The 20,806-nt window shown below is 61.4% G+C and carries 20 protein-coding genes and 1 riboswitch; of the genes, 11 read left to right on the top strand and 9 right to left on the bottom strand.

Features of this window, described 5'->3' with window-relative positions; translation table 11 throughout:
* Positions 1-74: 74 nt before the first annotated feature.
* The 6 genes from V7756_RS01015 to ahcY form a co-directional block, all read right to left on the bottom strand.
* A complete protein-coding gene (locus V7756_RS01015) occupies positions 75-683 on the bottom strand; it encodes a DUF3617 family protein (protein WP_335608303.1) in 609 nt (202 codons plus the stop codon).
* A gap of 175 nt (positions 684-858) precedes the next feature.
* Positions 859-2,376, bottom strand: coding sequence for a DEAD/DEAH box helicase (locus V7756_RS01020; RefSeq protein ID WP_442908929.1), 1,518 nt, complete (start codon positions 2,374-2,376; stop codon positions 859-861).
* A gap of 252 nt (positions 2,377-2,628) precedes the next feature.
* Positions 2,629-3,303, bottom strand: coding sequence for a substrate-binding periplasmic protein (locus V7756_RS01025; protein WP_335608304.1), 675 nt, complete (start codon positions 3,301-3,303; stop codon positions 2,629-2,631).
* A gap of 124 nt (positions 3,304-3,427) precedes the next feature.
* A complete protein-coding gene (locus V7756_RS01030) occupies positions 3,428-4,171 on the bottom strand; it encodes a substrate-binding periplasmic protein (RefSeq protein WP_335608305.1) in 744 nt (247 codons plus the stop codon).
* Positions 4,172-4,191: 20 nt separating this feature from the next.
* Positions 4,192-5,043, bottom strand: a complete 852-nt coding sequence (metF, locus tag V7756_RS01035; RefSeq protein WP_335608306.1) for a methylenetetrahydrofolate reductase [NAD(P)H] — start codon at positions 5,041-5,043, stop codon at positions 4,192-4,194.
* A 185-nt stretch (positions 5,044-5,228) separates the two neighbouring features.
* Complete coding sequence (gene ahcY / locus V7756_RS01040) at positions 5,229-6,638, bottom strand: adenosylhomocysteinase (RefSeq protein ID WP_335608307.1); 1,410 nt, start codon at positions 6,636-6,638, stop codon at positions 5,229-5,231.
* 19 nt (positions 6,639-6,657) lie between these two features.
* Positions 6,658-6,740, bottom strand: a riboswitch (S-adenosyl-L-homocysteine riboswitch).
* Between the two features lie 156 nt (positions 6,741-6,896).
* Here ahcY and V7756_RS01045 point away from each other — a divergent pair.
* On the top strand, positions 6,897-7,358 hold the full coding sequence (locus tag V7756_RS01045; RefSeq protein ID WP_335608308.1) for a c-type cytochrome: 462 nt from the start codon (positions 6,897-6,899) through the stop codon (positions 7,356-7,358).
* A 111-nt stretch (positions 7,359-7,469) separates the two neighbouring features.
* On the opposite strand, the gene metK is transcribed toward V7756_RS01045, so the two are convergent.
* Together metK and V7756_RS01055 are read right to left on the bottom strand one after the other, a co-directional pair.
* Positions 7,470-8,654 carry a methionine adenosyltransferase gene (gene metK / locus V7756_RS01050; protein WP_335608309.1) on the bottom strand — a complete coding sequence of 395 codons (1,185 nt, stop codon included), beginning with the start codon at positions 8,652-8,654 and terminating at the stop codon, positions 7,470-7,472.
* Positions 8,651-9,670, bottom strand: a complete 1,020-nt coding sequence (locus V7756_RS01055) for an ArsR/SmtB family transcription factor (RefSeq protein ID WP_335608310.1) — start codon at positions 9,668-9,670, stop codon at positions 8,651-8,653. The genes metK and V7756_RS01055 overlap by 4 nt, the downstream gene beginning before the upstream one ends.
* 223 nt (positions 9,671-9,893) lie before the next feature.
* On the opposite strand from V7756_RS01055, the gene tkt reads away from it, so the two are divergent.
* From tkt to V7756_RS01090, 7 genes are all read left to right on the top strand, one after another.
* Positions 9,894-11,894: a transketolase gene (gene tkt / locus V7756_RS01060; protein ID WP_335608311.1), complete on the top strand. Its 2,001-nt coding sequence runs from the start codon at positions 9,894-9,896 to the stop codon at positions 11,892-11,894.
* A gap of 96 nt (positions 11,895-11,990) precedes the next feature.
* Complete coding sequence (gene epd / locus V7756_RS01065; protein ID WP_335608312.1) at positions 11,991-13,025, top strand: erythrose-4-phosphate dehydrogenase; 1,035 nt, start codon at positions 11,991-11,993, stop codon at positions 13,023-13,025.
* 69 nt (positions 13,026-13,094) lie between these two features.
* Positions 13,095-14,255, top strand: a complete 1,161-nt coding sequence (locus V7756_RS01070) for a phosphoglycerate kinase (protein ID WP_335608313.1) — start codon at positions 13,095-13,097, stop codon at positions 14,253-14,255.
* Positions 14,256-14,437: 182 nt separating this feature from the next.
* Entirely contained in the window at positions 14,438-15,502 is a 1,065-nt protein-coding gene (fba, locus tag V7756_RS01075) for a class II fructose-bisphosphate aldolase (protein WP_335608314.1), read from the top strand.
* 60 nt (positions 15,503-15,562) lie between these two features.
* Entirely contained in the window at positions 15,563-15,847 is a 285-nt protein-coding gene (locus V7756_RS01080) for a hypothetical protein (RefSeq protein ID WP_335608315.1), read from the top strand.
* A gap of 37 nt (positions 15,848-15,884) precedes the next feature.
* The gene (locus V7756_RS01085) at positions 15,885-16,358 is read left to right on the top strand and encodes a hypothetical protein (RefSeq protein WP_335608316.1); all 474 of its coding nucleotides are present in this window, start codon (positions 15,885-15,887) and stop codon (positions 16,356-16,358) included.
* Positions 16,359-16,382: 24 nt separating this feature from the next.
* Positions 16,383-17,483, top strand: a complete 1,101-nt coding sequence (locus V7756_RS01090) for a PQQ-dependent sugar dehydrogenase (RefSeq protein WP_335608317.1) — start codon at positions 16,383-16,385, stop codon at positions 17,481-17,483.
* Positions 17,484-17,512: 29 nt separating this feature from the next.
* On the opposite strand, the gene V7756_RS01095 is transcribed toward V7756_RS01090, so the two are convergent.
* The gene (locus tag V7756_RS01095) at positions 17,513-18,529 is read right to left on the bottom strand and encodes a helix-turn-helix transcriptional regulator (protein ID WP_335608318.1); all 1,017 of its coding nucleotides are present in this window, start codon (positions 18,527-18,529) and stop codon (positions 17,513-17,515) included.
* 141 nt (positions 18,530-18,670) lie between these two features.
* Here V7756_RS01095 and V7756_RS01100 point away from each other — a divergent pair, with 141 nt between their 5' ends.
* The 3 genes from V7756_RS01100 to sodC all read left to right on the top strand — a co-directional run bounded on the left by V7756_RS01100 (position 18,671) and on the right by sodC (position 20,752).
* Entirely contained in the window at positions 18,671-19,879 is a 1,209-nt protein-coding gene (locus V7756_RS01100) for an alkane 1-monooxygenase (RefSeq protein ID WP_335608319.1), read from the top strand.
* Positions 19,876-20,067, top strand: a complete 192-nt coding sequence (locus V7756_RS01105) for a rubredoxin (protein ID WP_335608320.1) — start codon at positions 19,876-19,878, stop codon at positions 20,065-20,067. Before V7756_RS01100 ends, V7756_RS01105 begins: the two co-directional genes overlap by 4 nt.
* 160 nt (positions 20,068-20,227) lie before the next feature.
* Positions 20,228-20,752, top strand: coding sequence for a superoxide dismutase [Cu-Zn] SodC (sodC, locus tag V7756_RS01110; protein ID WP_335608321.1), 525 nt, complete (start codon positions 20,228-20,230; stop codon positions 20,750-20,752).
* Positions 20,753-20,806 lie beyond the last annotated feature (54 nt).

Raw genomic sequence — 20,806 nt, forward strand, 5'->3', positions numbered from 1 at the left:
AATGTCATGCCTGGTGGCGCATCGGTCAGCGCGGCGCCCAACTGCCGAGGGTGGCAGGCTGTCAGGAGGGCGGGTCAGGAGAGGGGTTCGACCGGTGTGTCACCGCAATCGCTGCCTACCCATTTGCTGGTTTCCTTGTGCTCCACCTTCACTGGGCCATTGAATTCCTCGCCCAGCGCGCCGGCGGCCTGCGCCGGTAGTTGATAGGTGCCTTCGCCAAGAAAGTTGGAGCGCATCTCCTTGCTGCTGACCATCTGCATGTCGCCGCTCAGGTCGCCATTGAAGCCTTCGCTGTTGGCGCAGTTGCCGTGGAATTCCAGCTGGTCATCGTCTTTCTGATCGACCTGCAGATCGCAGCCGGGCATTTGCTCACGGGCGTCGGCGAGCAGGGTTTCGGGATCGGTCATCTTCTTCGCCAGCTCGGCATTGATGCAGCGGCGGTGGCCGGCCTCTTCGGCGTCGTTCATCATTTTCTCGGCCATGGCGCGCTGCTCTTCCGGCATGCCGGCGAGCATGTTCTGGCGGACTTCGAGCATCTTCGCCTGCATGTCCACGCCGTTGATCAGCGTGGTGCTTTCGCTGATCCACAGGCCGGGCTCGGGGGTAGGTTGGATGCTGGCGGCAAGCAGTGTGGTGGCGCTGGTTGATAGCAGGCCGGCAAGCAGGAGGTGGGCAGCTTTCATCTGGGGAGGCGTCCTTGTTGATTCGCAGTGAATGAGTCTGTGTCTGACTCACTATAGAAGTCACTGCTGCCAACGTCACCTTGCGGCTGTGCTGCGTGTAGCAAAACGCAGACGCAAAAAAAGGGGCCGAAGCCCCTTTTTTGTCATTGCCTTGCTGCGCGGCTAGCGCCTTGGCTCAGCGAGGACCCAGCAGTGCCGGTTTTTCGCGCTGTGGGCCACGGTTGTTCGGCCGGCGATTGTTGGGTTTGTTCTGCGGCAGCGGATCGGCACGATTACCATTGGCCTGGCGACGACGCTCCAGAGTAACCGCATCTTCCGGCTCGCTGATGACGTGCGCAGCCCGCTTTGGTCCGCGCGGCCGTTCTGTGCTTGGCTTGTCTGGACGACCGCGTCCGCGAGCCGGGCCAGCGCCCTGACCGGCAGGCTTGCCCGCGCTCTGGCCACGGCCGCTGCCGTTGCTGGTACGCGGCTGGTTCTGATTGCGACCATTGCTGGCGCCACCGCGTGGGCGTTCCGGGCGATCGCTGTTGAGCTCGGCCTGGGCCGGCGGCTCGAAACCTTCCAGCGCGCCTTCGTCGATACGCTGCTTGGTCATGCGCTCGATGGCGCGCAGCAGCTTGTCTTCGTCTGGGCTGACCAGCGAGACTGCCTCACCACTGCGACCGGCGCGGCCGGTACGGCCGATTCGGTGCACGTAGTCTTCCGAGACGTTGGGCAGCTCGAAGTTGATCACATGGGGCAACTGGTCGATATCCAGGCCGCGGGCGGCGATATCGGTAGCCACCAGAATGCGCAACTTGTTGGCCTTGAAGTCGGCCAGGGCCTTGGTGCGGGCGCTCTGGCTCTTGTTGCCATGGATGGCCGCAGCGGCCAGGCCGTTCTTGTCGAGGTATTCGGCCAGACGGTTGGCGCCGTGCTTGGTGCGGGTGAAGATCAGCACCTGCTCCCACGCACCCTGAGTGATCAGGTGTGCAGCCAGTGCCCGTTTGTGGCCGGCAGCGACGCGGTAAACCTTCTGGTTGATGCGCTCAACGGTGGAGTTGGGCGGGGTCACTTCGATGCGGGCCGGGTTGTCGAGCAACTTGTTGGCCAGATCGGTAATGTCTTTCGAGAAGGTCGCCGAGAACAGCAGCGTCTGCCGCTTGCTCGGCAGCTTGGCGATCACCTTTTTCACGTCATGCACAAAGCCCATGTCGAGCATGCGGTCGGCTTCGTCAAGAATCAGTACTTCGACCTTGGACAGGTCTACTGCGCGCTGGCCAACCAGATCAAGCAGGCGGCCAGGGCACGCGACCAGAACATCCAGGCCGGGGGCGATAGCTTTCATCTGCGGGTTGGCGCCAACGCCGCCGAATACACAGGCAGACTTCAACGGCAGCTCGGCGGCGTAGGCACGGATGCTGTCATGCACCTGGGCGGCCAGCTCGCGAGTTGGCGTAAGAACCAGAACGCGTACCTGCTTGCCGACGCGCTTGTAGTTGGCGTCGGCTTGCCCGGCAGGAAACAGGCGCTCAATAACGGGTAATGCAAAGCCGGCGGTTTTGCCGGTGCCGGTCTGGGCGGCAACCATGAGGTCGCGGCCTTCGAGTACGGCGGGAATAGCTTGCGCCTGAACAGGCGTGGGATTGGTATAACCGGTAGCAGCCACCGCGCGCACGAGTGCGTCGGACAGGCCCAAGGAAGCAAAGGACATTCAGATAACCCTGTGATGGCCGTTGCGAACATGCAGGTAACAACCGGTTTCCTGCGAGCTGGTGTCAGGGTGACACTGCCCGCCAAGGGGTCGTTGCCTGCCGCTTGTCCGTGCGGCCTGGAATGAAGGGAGCCGAGTATAACAGAAAGCGTGCGCTGACACAGCCCGGCCTGCTCGGCGGTCGGATACGCTCTGGTAATGCGCCTGCAGGTGGCAGGAAGTAGTGCTTGTTGTGGGTCACAGCCGGGCGATTCAGAGGTCGCTCAGGCCATAGTGCTGCAGGATCTGCAGGTATTCCTGGCTGGCCTTGAACGTCTGCAGCGCGGCGCCGAAGCGTTCTGCCAGTTCGGCCAGTTCGGGGCGGCGATGGAAGGCCAGGAACAGCGATCCACTGCTGACCACCAACGGGTGGTGGCTGACTTGCTGTGTGAGGTCGAGCTGGCGCAGCGTAAATTGCCCGACCCGTTTGTTCATCATCACCATGTCGACGCGATCACGCATCAGCATCAGCAGGCTGGCCTCGTTGGAGGGCGAGACTTCGTGGCTGAAGTAGTCGGCGTTGTTGAATTGCGCATTGCCATACACGTAGCCGGCGGTGACGCCAATACGCAGCCCACGCAGATCTTGCAGACCGTTAAAGGGATGTGGACGGTCCAGCCGGTAGAACAGGACGGTTTCGCTATGGGACAGGGGCTCGCTGGGGAAGATGAACTGCTCGCGCCGCGTCGCGTTGGGCGAGATATCCAGGATGGCATCGGCATGACCACTGAGGGTGTCGTGCTGCGCTCTGCGCCAAGGCAGGAGTTGCCAACGCGGCTGATAACCCAATTGGCGGAGCACCCGGTTGGTGACGTCATAGTCGACGCCTTGCAACTGCCCCTGAGTTTCGTAGATATAGGGTGGCCAGGCCTCGCTGACGATATTCAACGGCTTCGCCAGTGCTGCATGGCACAGAAGCAGGGGAAGCAGAAGAAGCCAGCGTGGTGATCTCATTGGGAGAGTCTAGCCTGCTTTCCAGCGCCAGGAATAGTCTCGCGACAGCGTTTTGACGCTATTTATTTGCCTCGTTGCTGCGGTAACGGGACAGAATCTGCTGATATTCTTGGCTTTGCTTGAAGCGCTTCAGCTGGGTGCTGAACGCATGGCTGAGTTCGACCTTGCCTGCACCGCGATGGAAGGCCAGAAACAGCTTGCCACTACCGACGGGTTGCGGATCAAAGCCAATCTGTTGCTCCAGACCTAACTGCTGGCGCACATACAGGCCGGCGCGGCGATCGATCAGCGCCAGGTCGATGCGCTGGGTGCGCAGCTTGAGCAGGTTGGCTTCCACCGTTGGGGCCGGCTCGCGGGTGAAATAGTCAGCCGTCACAAACGCCGAGTTGCCGTAAAGGTAGCCGGGCGCCACTCCTATGGTGAGGCCGCGCAGATCCTCGAGGCGGGCGTAAGGGTGAGGATGCCGGCGCGAGTAGAAGAGTACAGAATCATTGATGGACAGATGTTCGCTGGGGAAGATCAACTGCCGTCGGCGTTCGGCATCGGGCAGTATGTCCAGAATGGCATCGGCGCGGCCGCTGGTGACGCTGAGCATGGCGCGCTTCCAGGGTGTCAGTTCCCATTCGATGTGGTATCCCAGTTGGCTGAATACCTGCTGCACGGTCTCGTAATCGACACCCTGCAGTTGGCCATCGTGCTCGAATATGTAGGGCGCCCAGGCTTCGCTGACAATCTTCAGGTTGGCCGCCAGCGAAACCCCGGGCCACAACAGCAATGGCAAGACCAGATGAGAAATGCGCATTGCGGTAGTCTAGCCGCCTTCTAGCTGCGGCGCAGGTTGCGCAGGATGTCCAGGCTGGGTTCGGCCTGGTTCAAGGTATAAAAATGCAGGGCCGGCGCGCCGCCTGCAATCAGCCGCTCACACATCTGGCTGATGACCTCGGTACCAAAGTTGCAGATGCTGTCGCTGTCGTCACCGTAGGCTTCCAGCTGCTTGCGAATCCAGCGCGGAATTTCGGCACCACAGGCGTCGGAGAAGCGCGCCAGTTTGCTGTAATTGGTGATCGGCATGATGCCCGGCACTATCGGTACCTCGATACCGGCCTTGCGTACGCGATCAACAAAGTGAAAGTAGCAGTCGGCGTTGAAGAAGTACTGGGTTATAGCGCTATCGGCGCCGGCTTGCACCTTGCGCACGAAGTTCTTTAGGTCCGCCTCAAAGTGTTGTGCTTGCGGGTGCGCCTCGGGATAGGCGGCCACTTCGATGGTGAAATGATCGCCCGTTTCCTTGCGGATGAACTCGACCAGTTCATTGGCGTAACGCAGCTCGCCTGAGGCCTGACCCATGCCCGAGGGCAGATCGCCGCGCAGCGCGACAATGCGCTTGATGCCGGCGTCACGGTATTCGCCCAGCAGGCTGCGCAGGTCATCCAGCGAATCGCCTACGCACGACAGATGCGGCGCGGTTGGAATCTTCACCTCGCCATCGAGTTGCAGTACGGTCTTGCGGGTACGGTCACGGGTCGAGCCACCGGCGCCGTAGGTAACCGAGAAAAACTCGGGATTTTCAGCGGCCAGCACATGGCCGGCGGCAATCAGCTTCTCATGCCCGGCGTCGGTCTTGGTCGGAAAGAACTCGAAGCTGACCGGGGTGTTGTTATTCGTTTGGTTCATGGGTACTGCCCTTCATCTTGCAGGGAGGTTTGGAGCTTCAAGCTTCAAGCCGCAAGCTTCAAGCAAAAGCAGTGTGCCGGTGAGTTTTACGTTGTTGCCGCCAGATAAGGCTTGACGGGAAACACGTAAAACTCACGCTGATCTAGCTTGCAGCTTGCAGCTTGCAGCTTGCAGCTTGCAGCTGTTTAGTAGCGATAGCTATCCGGCTTGAACGGGCCTTCGACTTCCACGCCGATGTAGTCGGCCTGGGTCTTGGTGAGCTGGGTAATAACACCGCCAAAGCCCTTGACCATTTCGGCAGCCACTTCTTCGTCCAGTTTCTTCGGCAGTACCATGACGGTGACGTTCTTGGTTTTTTCGGTAACCGGCAGGTCGGCGAACTTGCCGTTGTACAGGTGGATCTGCGCCAGTACCTGGTTGGCGAAAGAGCCGTCCATGATGCGGCTTGGGTGACCGGTGGCGTTACCCAGGTTCACCAGGCGGCCTTCGGCCAGCAGGATCAGGTAGTCGTCGTTGGCGGCGTCAAAGTTGTCCTTGCCGGTGCGGTGCAGCTTGTGAACCTGCGGCTTGACCTCTTCCCAGTGCCAATTGGCGCGGGTGTAGGCGGTATCGATCTCGTTGTCGAAGTGACCGATGTTGCAGACCACAGCGCGCTTTTTCAGCGCCTTGAGCATGCCGGCGTCACAGACGTTGGCATTGCCGGTGGTGGTCACCAGCAGGTCGATCTTGCCCAGCAGAGCGGCATCAACGCAGGCATCGGTGCCGTCGTTCAGGCCATCCTTGTAGGGGGAGACCACTTCATAGCCGTCCATGCAGGCTTGCATGGCGCAAATGGGATCGACTTCGCTGACCTTGACGATCATGCCTTCCTGGCGCAGCGAGGCGGCCGAGCCTTTGCCTACGTCGCCGTAACCGATAACCAGTGCCTGCTTGCCGGAGAGCAGGTGATCGGTGGCACGCTTGATGGCATCGTTCAGACTGTGGCGGCAGCCATACTTGTTGTCGTTCTTGCTCTTGGTCACCGAGTCGTTGACGTTGATCGCCGGAATCTTCAGGGTGCCTTTTTTCAGCATGTCCTGCAGGCGATGTACGCCGGTGGTGGTCTCTTCGGTGACGCCGTGGACGCGCTCGAGCACTTGCGGGTACTTGTCGTGCAGCATCAACGTCAGGTCGCCGCCGTCATCCAGAATCATGTTGGCATCCCAGGGCTGGCCGTCCTTGAGGATGGTCTGCTCCAGGCACCATTCGTACTCTTCCTCGGTTTCACCTTTCCAGGCGAATACCGGCACACCGGCCGCCGCGATGGCGGCGGCGGCCTGATCCTGGGTAGAGAAGATGTTGCACGAGGACCAGCGCACTTCAGCGCCCAGTGCGGTCAGGGTTTCGATCAGTACGGCGGTCTGGATGGTCATGTGGATGCAGCCGAGGATTTTCGCCCCCTTGAGCGGCTGCTCGCCGGCGTACTTGTGGCGCAGACCCATCAGTGCCGGCATTTCCGATTCGGCAATGATGATCTCGCGGCGGCCCCAGTCGGCCAGGGAAATGTCGGCGACCTTGTAGTCGGTTGCATTGGCAGTGTTCATAACGGCACTCATGTAATTCTCCATTCGTGGATGCGAATGGGCGCGGTTAAATGTCACATGCCCCATGCGAGCCTGGCAGCGGATAATCCGGCTGCTGCAGCGCCCCTCGCACGGGGTTGCAATTCTTCCGGTTGCCGGCAGCGCTTGGCGCAGCCTTGGCCGGAGCCTTTCAAACGGCGATACTAGAAGCCTGTCGAACTCAACACTGCGCTACGGGCGGTTAAGTCCGGCAGGCTTCCAGCCCCTCTCATTTTCCTGTACGGATGAAACATGCGTTCTGCTTCATACCAAAAATTCGTGGCCATTGCCCTGTTGGGTGTGGCCTTGATCGGTTGCAACAACGAGCCCGACCCCAATTCGCCCGAGGGCAAGCGCCAGGCGCTGTTCAAGCAGATGATCAAGCATAGCGAGCCCATGGGCGGCATGCTGTCTGATCGTCTGCCTTTTGACGGCCCGGTGTTTGCCGAGCACGCCCAAGGGCTGGCCAAACTGGCCGATCAACCCTGGGCTCACTTCCCTGAACCCGGCGCCGAGCCTGAGCCCAATCGCGCCAAGTCGGATATCTGGTCCGACCCGCAGGGCTTCGCCGAAGCCATCGACACCTTCAAAGCCAGCGTCGCCGACCTCAGCGCCGCCACTGCCGGCGGGGTTCGCGGCCCCGGTCAGGTCAGTGACCAGCTGCGCGCGGTGCAGCAGGCCTGTAAAGCCTGCCACGATGTTTATCGCCGCTGAGCGGCGGTAAACATCAGCGGCAAGCTACAAGCTACAAGCCGCAAGCAAACCCTAAACCCTTCAGTGAGCGCGGACAGCTTGTTGCTTGCAGCTTGAAGCTTGCCGCTACTTTCAAGCGTCAGCGCGAAGGTCGGCCGCCTTGTCCGTCTTCTCCCACGGAAACGCAGTAAAGGTGTCGCCCTTGACCGTCATCTCTACCGGCGTGCGGCCAAAGTGGCCGTAGGCTGCGGTGGCGCGGTACATCGGGTGCAGCAGGTCGAGCATGCGCGTGATGGCGTAGGGGCGCAGGTCGAAGTGCTGGCGTACCAGCTGGATGATCTTGTCGTCGCTGATCTTGCCGGTGCCGAAGGTGTTGATCGACATGGACGTTGGCTGCGCCACGCCGATGGCGTAGGACACCTGAATTTCGCATTTGTCGGCCAGGCCGGCAGCAACGATGTTCTTGGCCACGTAGCGACCGGCATAGGCAGCGCTGCGGTCGACCTTGGACGGATCCTTGCCGGAGAAGGCGCCGCCGCCGTGACGGGCCATGCCGCCGTAGGTGTCGACGATGATCTTGCGACCGGTCAGGCCGCAATCGCCGACCGGGCCGCCAATCACGAACTTGCCGGTCGGGTTGATGTGGTATTGGGTGTCGGCGTGCAGCAGGTCGGCCGGGAGCACCTTCTTGACGATTTCTTCCATCACCGCTTCGCGCAGGTCAGCCTGGCTGATCTCCGGATTGTGCTGAGTCGACAACACGATGGCGTCGATGCCGGTGACGATGCCGTTCTCGTAGCGGCAGGTGACCTGCGACTTGGCGTCCGGGCGCAGCCAGCTCAGGGTGCCATCCTTGCGCGCTTCGGCCTGGCGCTCGACCAGGCGATGGGCGAAGGTGATGGGCGCGGGCATCAGCACATCGGTTTCGTTGCTGGCGTAGCCAAACATCAGGCCCTGGTCGCCGGCGCCCTGGTCTTCCGGCTTCTGCCGATCCACGCCCTGGGCGATGTCCGGTGACTGCTTGCCGATGATGTTGATCACACCGCAGGTATCGGCGTCGTAGCCAACATCGGAGGAGGTATAGCCAATGTCCTTGATCACGCTGCGCACCAGGTCTTCCAGATCAACCCAGGCAGTGGTGGTGATCTCGCCGCCGACGATGGCGACACCGGTTTTCACCATGGTTTCGCAGGCCACGCGGGCGAACTTGTCCTCGGCGAGAATGGCGTCCAGAACCGCATCGGAAATCTGGTCGGCCAGTTTGTCGGGGTGGCCTTCGGACACCGATTCAGAGGTGAAAATCGAGTAATCGCTCATATTGTTGTCCTTTCCTCGGAGGAAGAAGATGGTGCGGGTTTGGCCAGTTGCAGCAACTGCAGTTGAAAACCGTTGCGCAGGCCAATGTATTGACTGAGACCGACCTCGAGGCCGGCTGCAGTAGCCCAGTGGGCAATATCGTCTTGATCAAATCCCAGCCATAGGTCACCACAGCTGTCGCGAACCCAGCTTTGGTCGTGGCTGCACAGCTCGGTCAGTACCAGGCTGCCGCCCGGCTTGAGCAGGTCGGCGAAGCGGCGCAGTGCCTCGGCCGGTGCCGGCATATGGTGCAGCACCATGTTGCATACCAGACAGTCGGCCGGCGGCAGTTGTTGCGGCGCCAGGGCATCGGCCAGCAGGCACTGCACATTCTGCAAACCGGCGTCGCTGCATTGCTGGCGTGCGCGCTCGAGCATCGACTCGGCGTTGTCCAGCGCTATGACCTGCTGAAACTGCGCGGCCAGGCTGGGCAGAAAGCCGCCTTCGCCGGGGCCGACCTCAATCGCCAATTGCCGGCTCGGCAGGGGCAGGGTGTCGATCAACGCCAGCAAGGGCTCGCGATACGCGCCGAAGTGGGCAATCAGATCCTGCTGCGCCGGCGTACCGTCGGCAAAACGGGCAAAGAACTGGCGCGATAGCTCCGCACGCTGGCCATGCACCTGGCCGATGGCGGCCAGCAGTCTTGGCTCGGGCGGCAGGGCATCCAGTTCCAGTAGCAACTGGGCGTGCAGTTGGTGCCAGCCGATGTCGGGAGTGGGCAGGCTGCGCCGATAGAAAATCGAGTTGCCTTCGCGGCGGGCGCTGACCAGGCCGGCGTTGGCCAGCACCTTCAGGTGATGGCTCATGCCCGACTGACGCATGGCAAAGATCTGTGCCAGTTCCAGCACGCCGAAGGAGTCGTTGCGCAACACGCGCAGAATATCCAGCCGCAGGCTGTCGCCGGTCGCCTTGCAGAAGGCGGCCAGTGCGTCGGTGGGGCTGGGGAGGGCGGCATCCAGGCGCGCAATTTGGTTCATGCTGGGCAGTGTAGTTGCGATAATCAGTGCTCGCAAGGGCTATATCAAAATGTTTTGATATAGGTTTTCTTTGGCCATTCGTCTGGCTCTGCCGGGCTTTACGCAAGGCGTCATGGGGTTTTCATTGCCCGTTGGCGCCGTTTGCGCGAAAATGCCCGCCTTATTTTCCGGCCAGCCGCCTGCTGCGGTTGCTGCCCATGCCTTGTAGCCACAGGAGTTGTCCATGCCCAGCCGTCGTGACCGAGCCAATGCCATCCGTGCCCTCAGTATGGATGCTGTGCAGAAAGCCAATAGCGGCCACCCCGGCGCGCCCATGGGCATGGCGGATATCGCCGAAGTCCTGTGGCGCGATTACCTCAAGCACAACCCGGCCAATCCGACCTTTGCCGACCGTGACCGCTTTGTCATGTCCAACGGTCATGGCTCCATGCTGCTCTATTCATTGCTGCACCTCACTGGCTACGACGTCAGCATCGACGATCTCAAGAGCTTCCGTCAGTTGCACAGCAAGACGCCGGGCCATCCCGAATACGGCTACACCCCGGGGATCGAAACCACCACCGGCCCGCTGGGGCAGGGCATTGCCAATGCCGTGGGTATGGCTATCGCCGAGAAGACCCTGGCGGCCCAGTTCAACCGCGATGGCCACAAGGTCGTGGACCACCACACCTATGTGTTCATGGGTGATGGCTGTCTGATGGAAGGCATCTCCCACGAGGTCTGCTCGCTGGCCGGCACCCTGGGTCTGGGCAAGCTAATCGGCTTCTATGACGACAACGGCATTTCCATCGACGGTGAAGTGGAAGGCTGGTTCAGCGACGATACGCCCAAGCGCTTCGAAGCCTACGGCTGGCAGGTCATCCGCAATGTCGATGGCCACGATGCCGACGAGATCAAGACCGCCATCGAAACCGCCCGCAAGAACACCGCGCAGCCCACGCTGATCTGCTGCAAGACCATCATCGGTTTCGGCTCGCCGAACAAGCAGGGCAAGGAAGAGTCGCACGGCTCTGCCCTGGGTGAGGCCGAGGTGCTTGCTACCCGCGATGCGCTGAAATGGGCCCATGGCCCCTTCGATATTCCTGCCGAGATCAAGGCCGAGTGGGACGCGCTTGAGGCCGGCGCCAAGGCGGAAAGCGCCTGGAACCAGACCTTTGCCGCTTATCAGAGCGCCTACCCAGAGCTGGCGGCCGAGCTGCAACGGCGCATGTCCGGGCAACTGCCGGACAACTTCAGCGCGCAGGCCGACGCTTATATTGCCGAGGTGGCCAGCAAGGGCGAAACCATCGCCAGCCGCAAGGCCAGTCAGAACACGCTGAACGCCTTTGGCCCGCTGCTGCCTGAACTGCTGGGCGGCTCTGCTGACCTGGCCGCGTCCAACCTGACCCTGTGGAAGGGTTGCAAGGGTGTGACGGCTGAAGATGCTTCCGGCAACTACCTGTTCTACGGCGTGCGCGAATTCGGCATGACCGCCATCATGAACGGTCTCGCGTTGCACGGCGGCTTTGTGCCCTACGGCGCCACCTTCCTGATTTTCATGGAATACGCGCGCAACGCAGTGCGCATGTCGGCGCTGATGCGCCAACGCGTTATCCACGTGTATACCCACGACTCCATTGGTCTGGGCGAAGACGGCCCAACCCACCAGCCGGTCGAGCAACTGGCCAGCCTGCGTGGCACGCCGAATCTGGATACCTGGCGCCCGGCCGATGCGGTTGAATCGGCGATTGCCTGGAAGTACGCACTCGAGCGCGCCGACGGCCCCAGCGCACTGGTGTTCTCGCGCCAGAACCTGCCGCACCAGGAGCGTGATGCCACGCAATTGGCTGATGTGGCTCGCGGCGGATACGTGCTCAAGGATTGCAGCGGCGAACCCGAACTGATTCTGATCGCTACCGGCTCGGAAGTAGGTCTGGCAGTAGACGCCTGGACCGCGCTCAGCGAGCAGGGCAAGCGGGTGCGCGTGGTCTCCATGCCGTCCACCAGCGTGTTCGATCAGCAGGATGCCGAGTACAAGCAGGCAGTGCTGCCGCTGGAAGTGGGCGCTCGTATCGCCATCGAAGCAGCGCATGCCGACTTCTGGTACAAGTACGTAGGCCTCGACGGCCGCATCATCGGCATGCAGACCTTCGGCGAATCGGCCCCGGCCAACGCCCTGTTCGAGGAATTCGGCTTCACCCTGCAGAACGTGCTGCTGGCGGCTGAAGAATTGTTGGAAGATTAATCCGGCCGCAAGCCGCAAGCCGCAAGCTGCAAGCTGTTCACGGAGCGCTTACAGCTTGTAGCTTGTAGCTTGCAGCTGAACGGAGCCTCGGCTGCTATGCCAAACCGCGCACCCTATCGAATCGCCCTGAACGGCTACGGCCGTATCGGTCGCTGTGTGCTGCGTGCCTTGCACGAGCGCGGCGGTGATGGGTTGCAGATAGTGGCGCTGAATGATCTGGCCGACCGCGAAAGCATTGAATATCTCACCCGCTTTGACTCCACTCACGGGCGCTTTCCCGGCGATGTGAAGCTGGCGGGTGATGACCTGATGATCGAGGGGCGGCCGATTCGGGTGCTGCGCCAGGCCGAGCCCGAGGGGATCGACTGGCAGGCGCTGGGCATTGACCTGCTGCTGGAGTGCTCCGGGCAGTACACCAGCCGCGAGCAGGGTCTGCGCTTCGTGCATGCCGGCGTGCCGCGGGTGTTGTTCTCGCAGCCGATGGCCAATGAGCGGGCGGTGGATGCGACCCTGGTGTACGGCGTCAACCATGAGCAATTACCCAATGATGCGCGGCTGGTCTCCAATGCCTCCTGCACCACCAATTGCGGCGTGCCGCTGCTCAAGCTGCTGAACGAGCAATTGGGGCTGGAGTATGTCTCCATCACCACCATTCATTCGGCGATGAACGATCAGCCGGTGATCGACGCCTACCATCACACCGATCTGCGCCGCACGCGCTCGGCCTTTCAGTCGATCATTCCGGTCTCCACCGGCCTGGCGCGAGGCATTGAACGCTTGCTGCCGGAATTGGTCGGACGCATACAGGCCAAGGCGGTCCGGGTGCCGACGGTCAATGTGTCCGCGCTGGATATCACCTTGCAGGTCAGCCGCGACACCAGCGCCGACGAGGTCAACCGACTGTTGCGCGAAGCGGCCCGGGGCCCATTGGCTGGCTTGCTGGACTATACCGAGTTGCCGCACGCCAGCTGCGACTTCAACCACGACCCGCATTCGGCGGTAATTGATGCCAGCCAGACACGCGTCTCCGGCCCGCGTCTGGTCAATCTGCTGGTGTGGTTCGATAACGAATGGGGCTTCGCCAATCGCATGCTGGATGTTGCGCGTTACTGGCTGCAGCGGGGTCATTGAATTTCGGGCTTGAGCGCGCCGCGCTCGAGCTCACGCAGGTATCGATTGTTAACTTTCAAGGAGCGGACCATGACCGTACTGACCATGAACGACCTGGACCTCAAGGACCAGCGTGTACTCATTCGTGAAGACCTCAACGTGCCGGTCAAGAACGGCCAGGTAAGCAGCGATGCGCGTATTCTGGCGGCCTTGCCGACCATCAAGCTGGCGCTGGAGAAGGGCGCTGCCGTGATGGTGTGCTCCCACCTGGGGCGTCCGGAGGAAGGCGAATTCAGCGAGGAGAACAGCCTGGCGCCGGTAGCGGCCTATCTGAGCAAGGCGCTGGGTCGCGAAGTCCCGCTGATACGCGATTATCTTGCCGGCGTTACTGTGCAACCGGGTGAACTGGTGCTGCTGGAGAACGTTCGCTTCAACAAGGGCGAAAAGAAGAACACCGATACGCTGGCGCAGGAATATGCAGCGCTTTGCGACGTCTTCGTGATGGACGCCTTTGGTACCGCGCACCGGGCCCAGGGCTCGACTCATGGTGTTGCCAAGTTTGCCCGTGTGGCCTGCGCCGGCCCCTTGCTCGCGGCTGAGCTGGATGCCCTGGCCAAGGCGCTGGACAAGCCCGCCCGGCCGATGGCGGCCATCGTTGCCGGCTCCAAGGTCTCGACCAAGCTGGACGTACTCAACGCCCTGTCGGAAAAATGCGATCAGCTGATTGTGGGTGGCGGTATTGCCAACACCTTCCTGGCTGCTGCCGGCCTGCCGGTTGGCAAGTCGCTGTACGAAGCCGATCTGCTGGATACCGCCAAGGCCATCGCGGCCAAGGTCAGCGTGCCGCTACCGGTTGATGTGGTGGTGGCCAAGGCCTTCGCCGAGGACGCGGAAGCCACCGTCAAGCTGGTGGCCGATGTGGCTGAAGACGACATGATTCTGGACATTGGCCCGCAGACTGCAGCGCAGTTTGCCGAGCTGCTGAAGTCTTCCGGCACCATCCTGTGGAACGGCCCGGTGGGTGTATTCGAGTTTGATCAGTTCGGCGAAGGCACCAAGGCGCTGGCGCTGGCGATTGCCGAAAGCCCGGCCTTCTCGATTGCCGGCGGTGGCGATACCCTGGCGGCTATCGACAAATATGGCGTGGCCGAGCAGATATCCTATATTTCCACCGGCGGCGGCGCCTTCCTCGAATTTGTCGAGGGCAAGGTACTTCCCGCCGTTGAGGTGCTGGAGTCACGCTCGAAATAATTCAGCTTCAAGCTTCAAGCTTCAAGCTTCAAGCAAAGAGCGAAAGCACTCCTGTCATGGCATGCGCCAGGCAGGGGTGACCAATATTGAGTGAGACGAGTAAACTGTCGACATTTACCGGGCAGCTTGCGGCTTGAAGCTTGCAGCTTGCCGCCACGATAATCATTTACGGAGAGATACCCATGGCCCTCATCAGCCTGCGCCAGATGCTCGACCACGCTGCCGAATATTCCTACGGCGTGCCCGCGTTCAACGTCAACAACCTGGAGCAGATGCGCGCCATCATGGAAGCGGCCGACAAGACCGACTCCCCGGTGATTGTGCAAGCGTCTGCCGGTGCGCGTAAGTACGCCGGTGCGCCCTTCCTGCGCCACCTGATTCTGGCGGCGATCGAAGAGTTTCCGCACATTCCGGTGTGTATGCACCAGGATCACGGCACCAGCCCGGCGGTGTGCCAGCGCTCCATCCAGCTGGGTTTCTCCTCGGTGATGATGGACGGCTCCCTGGGTACTGACGGCAAAACCCCGACCAGCTACGAGTACAACGTCGACGTGACTCGTCGTACCGTTGAAATGGCGCACGCCTGTGGTGTGTCCGTGGAAGGCGAGCTGGGCTGCCTGGGTAGTCTGGAAACCGGTATGGCAGGCGAGGAAGACGGCATCGGCGCCGAAGGCGTGCTGGATCACAGCCAGATGCTGACCGATCCCGAAGAAGCCGCTGACTTCGTCAAGCAGACCGGCGTTGACGCCCTGGCGATTGCCATTGGTACCAGCCACGGCGCCTACAAGTTCACCCGTCCGCCGACAGGCGACATTCTCGCCATCGAGCAGATCAAGGCGATTCACAAGCGCATTCCCGATACCCATCTGGTCATGCACGGTTCCTCTTCCGTGCCGCAGGAGTGGCTGAAGATCATCAACGAGTTTGGTGGCGAGATCCCGGAAACCTACGGGGTACCGGTCGAAGAGATCGTTGAAGGCATCAAGTTCGGCGTGCGCAAGGTCAACATTGATACCGATCTGCGTCTGGCCTCAACCGGTGCGGTTCGTCGTTTCATGGCACAGAACCCGGCCGAGTTCGATCCGCGCAAGTTCCTCGCCAAGACCGTCGACGCCATGCGCGATATCTGTATTGCCCGTTACGAAGCCTTTGGTACCGCAGGCAACGCCTCCAAGATCAAGCCGATCTGCCTGGATGACATGTTCGAGCGCTATGCGCGCGGCGAGCTGGATCCCAAGATCAACTGAGCCTGAACAGCAGGGCGGCCATAGCCGCCCTGTTTGCCATTTGCAGTACGAGAAGATCACATGCAGCCAACCGATGACCAGCCCGATGAAGCCTTCGCCCAGGCCAAACTGATTGAAGCCGTGGAGAACCAGCTGGCGGCTGGCGAGCCGGCCGCCGCCCAGGCCACACTGAACAAGTTGACGCTGGTAGGTTATCCGCGTGAAGAGAGCCTGGAGCTGATGGCGCAGGTGCTTGCGCATTGCATAGGCACAATGCTGGAGCATGATCAGCCCTTCGACCTGCCGGCCTATGAGCAGGCGCTACGCAATCTGCCCGAGTTGCCGCAGGGCGATGCCGAGGCCTGAACTTCCCTTTTATATCGCTTGATCAGGAACAACAAGAATGAAGCTTGCATCCGTGCTGCGGATCCTTTTTTTCTATCTGCTGAGTGTGGTGCTGGCCACCGCGCTCGGCTCTTTGGTGCAAACTCAGTTCAACCTGCTTTTTCTGCAGGAGATGGACGTGGTGATCGATCTGCCGACGCGAATGACCACCTCTTGGCATGACCTGCGTGGTTTCACCCCGATCTTTGTCATCATGGTGGCCGCTACGCTGTTGCTGGCGTTACCGCTGGCCGAAGCACTGGGCCGCATCTTCAAGCCCTGGCGCTGGCTGCTCTATTTTCTGGCCGGAGCCGGCGGCATCTGGGTGGCGTTCATGCTGGCCAATTATCTGTTGCCCATGCCCACCTTTATCGCCGCCACCCGCGTCACTGCCGGACTGCTGTGCATGATGCTGGCGGTGGGCGCCGGCAGTTGGCTGTTCGGGCGCCTGACCAAACCCAAAGCGCGGCGCGGGCTGCGTGTGCTGGGCTGATTTCCCGGCCCAAGGAGAGTTGCCATGTTCATTCGTACACTGGTTGCCGGAACTGCGTTGCTGGCCCTCGCTACTCAGGTTCAGGCGGCGGATTACAAGATTGAGACCGTTGCCGAAGGCCTGTCCTATCCCTGGTCACTGGCATTTCTGCCCGATGGCGGCATGCTGGTGACCGAGCGCACCGGCGCGCTGCGCCTGATCAATGCCGCAGGTGAATTGCAGCCCGAGCCGGTCGCTGGCGTGCCCGAAGCCTTTGTCAATCGCCAGGCCGGCTTGATGGGGCTGGCGCTGGCGCCGGACTTTGCCCAGAGCGGCGAGCTGTTTCTGAGCTACGCCTGCGGTACTGCCGAGGCCAACCATACCTGTCTGGCCTCGGCACGCTTCAAGGGTAGGGCGCTGGAAAATACCCAGGAGATCTTCCGCGCACAGCCAGCCAAGAAGGGCAGCGCACACTATGGCGGGCGTATTGCCTTTCTGCCGGACGGTACCCTGTTGCTGACGCTGGGTGATGGTTTTGATTACCGCGAGCAGGCGCAGAATACCGGCAATCATCTGGGCAGCATCGTACGGCTGAATCGCGATGGCTCGGTACCGCAGGACAATCCCTATGTGGGCCAGGAGGGCGCCAAGCCGGAGCTCTACAGCATTGGTCATCGCAACGTGCAGGCGATTCTCTACGATGCCCAGAGCCAGCGCATCTACAGCAACGAGCACGGCCCGCGCGGCGGCGATGAGATCAATCTGATCGAAGCCGGCAAGAATTACGGCTGGCCCAAGATTACCTACGGTGTGGACTATGACGGTGCCCAGGTATCGCCCTACACCGAGTTGCCGGGGCTGGAGCAGCCGCTCTTGCACTGGACACCTTCCATCGCGCCCTCGGGCATGACCTTGTATCGCGGCGAGCTGTTTACGCAGTGGCAGGGCAATCTGCTGGTCTCGGCGCTGGCCGGCATGGAAGTGCGCCGCGTGGTGCTCAACGGCACTGAGGTTACCGAGCAGGAAAGTCTGTTCAAGGAGCTGGGCGCGCGTTTTCGTGATGTGCGCAGCGGGCCGGACGGCGCGATATATCTCCTGACCGACAACGCCAGTGGCAAGGTGCTGCGCGTAACGCCGAGCAACTGAGGCCCCGGCGGCACCTTCGCCGTGCCGGTTTATCGGCTCTGGCGACGGTACGCCCTTGGTGTACAGCCGTGCCAGCGGCGGAAGGTGCGACTGAAGTTGCTGGTGTCCTGATAGCCGAGCCGCTCGGCCACGCGCTCGATGCTCAGCTCGGTGTGGCTCAGCAACCAGGCCGCCTGTTCACCGCGCAGACTGTCCAGAATCTGTTGGTATCGACTGCCCTCGCTGCGCAAGTGACGCAGCAGCGTACGTGGCGTCACATGCTCCAGCGCGGCAATACCGGCAAGGGTGGGATAACCCTCCTCGCATTGCAGTAGTCGCTGCTTGATCCGCTCGGTCAGCGAGCCGCCACGCTGTTGTTGCTCCAGCTGATTGGCACAATCACGCAGGGCCTGCCGGCACGCCTGCGGGTCGGCGCCAAGACAGGGCTGCTGCAACAATCCCGCCGGAAGATGAATGCGCAGCCCTGGCGCATTGAAACGCCATTCGCGGGCATAGTCCTGCAGTTGCTCGGACCAGCTCGGCTCGGGTAGCGGCCAGTCGATCCTGATCTGTTCATTCAGCGGTTGACCACCCAGGGTCTCCAGCAGCCGCAACATGCCAGTGGTGAAATGCCCAAGCAGGTACTCGCGAACGGCAGTCGGCACCCGCAATTCCTGCAGCGTCAGTATCGGCGCCTCGCCCGGCTCCAGTCGAAAATGAGCCAGGTGCTGACGCAGGCTGGCGTAGCGTTCGGTGATGTCAATGGCTGCACCAATATTGCTGGCACAGACTGCCGCGTAACCGGCAGGCCCGTGGGCGCTGACGTCGGTATGCAGACCCACGGCAAAGCCCAGCCAGGGCCTGGCGCTCAACGCCAGCGCCCGCAGCAACAGGTTATGCAGGCTGCCGAGACTGAGAAAATGATTGTCGTGCAGCGCATGCCAATCGAATGAACTGCCCGCCTGAATCTGCTCCGCACTCAGGCCCTGTCGCAGTAGCTCCGCGTACACCAGACGGACGTACACCGGGTGTACCGCAGGGCTCAACCAGAGTTGCTCGGACGCCATAGCGAACCTTGTTGTAATGGATTGGACGGCAGACGCAGTTGTCACAATATGACGATAAGTTGCCGCTTGCAACGGGTGTTGCCGGCTGCCGGCGGGCAGAAGATGTGAAGGTCATAGCTACAACAACAAGAGGATGACCGCATGACTGCTCTATCTGCCCATGACAACGGCCTGGCAGGCTACGTTGACCGTAAACGCCGGCTCTGGCTGTTTTCTCTGATGGTGCCCGGCTTGGCGCTGGTCGGGCCCTTGCTGTATATGCTGGTATCGCCGCAGATCATCTGGCTGTGGTTGTCGACCCTGTTCGGGTACGTGGTGATTCCGATGCTCGATGGGGTACTTGGCGAAGATCTCAGCAACCCGCCCGAAGAGGCCGTGCCCGCGCTGGAGGCCGATCCCTACTACCGCTATGTGACCTATGCGCTGGTACCGATTCTGTGGCTCAGCTTTCTGGTCAATATCATCTTTCTCGGCACGCACGAGTTGCCCTGGTACGGCACCCTGGCGGTGATCCTGGCCACCGGCGGCTCGCTTGGGTTCGGCCTTAATCTGGGCCACGAGATGGGCCACAAGAAAACCGCGCTGGAGCGCTGGCTGGCGAAGATCACCCTGGCGCTGGGCTGCTACGGGCATTTCTTTGTCGAGCACAATCGCGGCCATCACCGCGATGTGGCTACGCCGGAGGACCCGGCATCGGCGCGCATGGGTGAAAGCATCTATCGCTTCGTCTTTCGCGAGATGCCCGGCGCCTTTTTCCGCGCCTGGGATCTGGAGGCGCAGCGGCTGGAGCGCTGCGGCAAATCAGTGTGGAGTCTGGAGAACGAAATACTGCAGCCAGGGCTGATCAGTGCCGTGCTCTATATCGGGCTGATCGCCTGGCTGGGCATCGAGATACTGCCGGTGATGCTGCTGATTGCCTTCTGGGGTGCCTTTCAACTGACCCAGGCGAACTATATTGAGCACTACGGCCTGCTGCGCATAAAACAGCCCAATGGCCGCTACGAGCGCTGTCAGCCGCATCATTCCTGGAACAGTAATCATCTGTTTTCCAACTGGGCGCTATTTCACCTGCAACGGCACTCCGATCACCATGCCCATCCCACCAGGCGCTACCAGTCGCTGCGTGACTTTCCGGATCTGCCGCGCCTGCCCAATGGCTATTTCGGCATGTACCTGCTGGCCTACTTCCCCCGGCTGTGGTTCAAGGTCATGGATGCTCGCCTGCTGGCTGCGGTCGACCGCGATCCAGCACGGATCAATTTCCTGCCGGCGAAGCGGGAGATGTTGATGCGTCGCTATGGGCTGAGCCCCGAGGCACCTGCGCAGGGGTGCGCGGAGGCTGCCGCATGAGCCGGTATCGCTGCCCCGAATGTGACTACGAATACGATGAGCGGCAGGGCGATCCGCACCAGGGTTTCGCGCCCGGTACCAGTTGGATGGCGTTACCCGACAGCTTTACTTGCCCGGACTGCGCGGTGCGCTACAAGGAAGACTTTGTGCCGGTTGAGCCTGCCGCGCCCGGCAGGGAAGGCGGCTAGATGCTTATGCTGGCGCGCCGCAACCGGGCCTGAAGTTCGCAGGAACCACAGCAGTGCTCTCCGGTCCCTATGAAGTAGCCGGCAAAAAGGTGCTTGCCACAGGTGAGCACCTTTTTGCCCTATTTCAGGATACTTACTGCAAAGTACACGGGAGATCATCATGAAAGCATCGAATGGACTGGCTCTGGTTTTGGCATTGTCGGCCGGTGTGGCGCAGGCCGCCACGCAGGAGGTGAGCATCAACCAGGTCGGGGTGGACGGCAAGGAACAAGCCATAGGCACCGTGACCATCAGCGAAACCGATTACGGACTGCTGTTTACACCGGAGCTGAATTCGCTGGACGCGGGTATCCATGGTTTCCATGTGCACCAGAATCCCAGCTGCGAACCGGCCGAAAAAGACGGCAAGCTCACCCCGGCGGCGGCTGCGGGCAGCCATTATGACCCCGAGAACACCGGCAAGCACCTGGGGCCCTACGCCGAAGGGCACCTGGGTGACCTGCCTGCGCTCTACGTAACCACAGACGGCAAAGCCGAATACCCGGTGCTGGCACCGCGGATCAAGAAGCTCTCGGAAATTGAAGGTCGAGCCTTGATGATTCACGCCGGTGGCGACAATCATTCCGATCACCCCGAGGCTCTGGGTGGTGGCGGCGCTCGGGTCGCCTGCGGCGTGATTGAATAATGGCGCGCGCTGGGCACGCCCTGGTCGGGCGTGCCCCCCTTGCAAGGGCTAGGC

This window comes from Halopseudomonas sp. (assembly GCF_036961105.1).
Classification (GTDB): Bacteria; Pseudomonadota; Gammaproteobacteria; order Pseudomonadales; family Pseudomonadaceae; genus Halopseudomonas.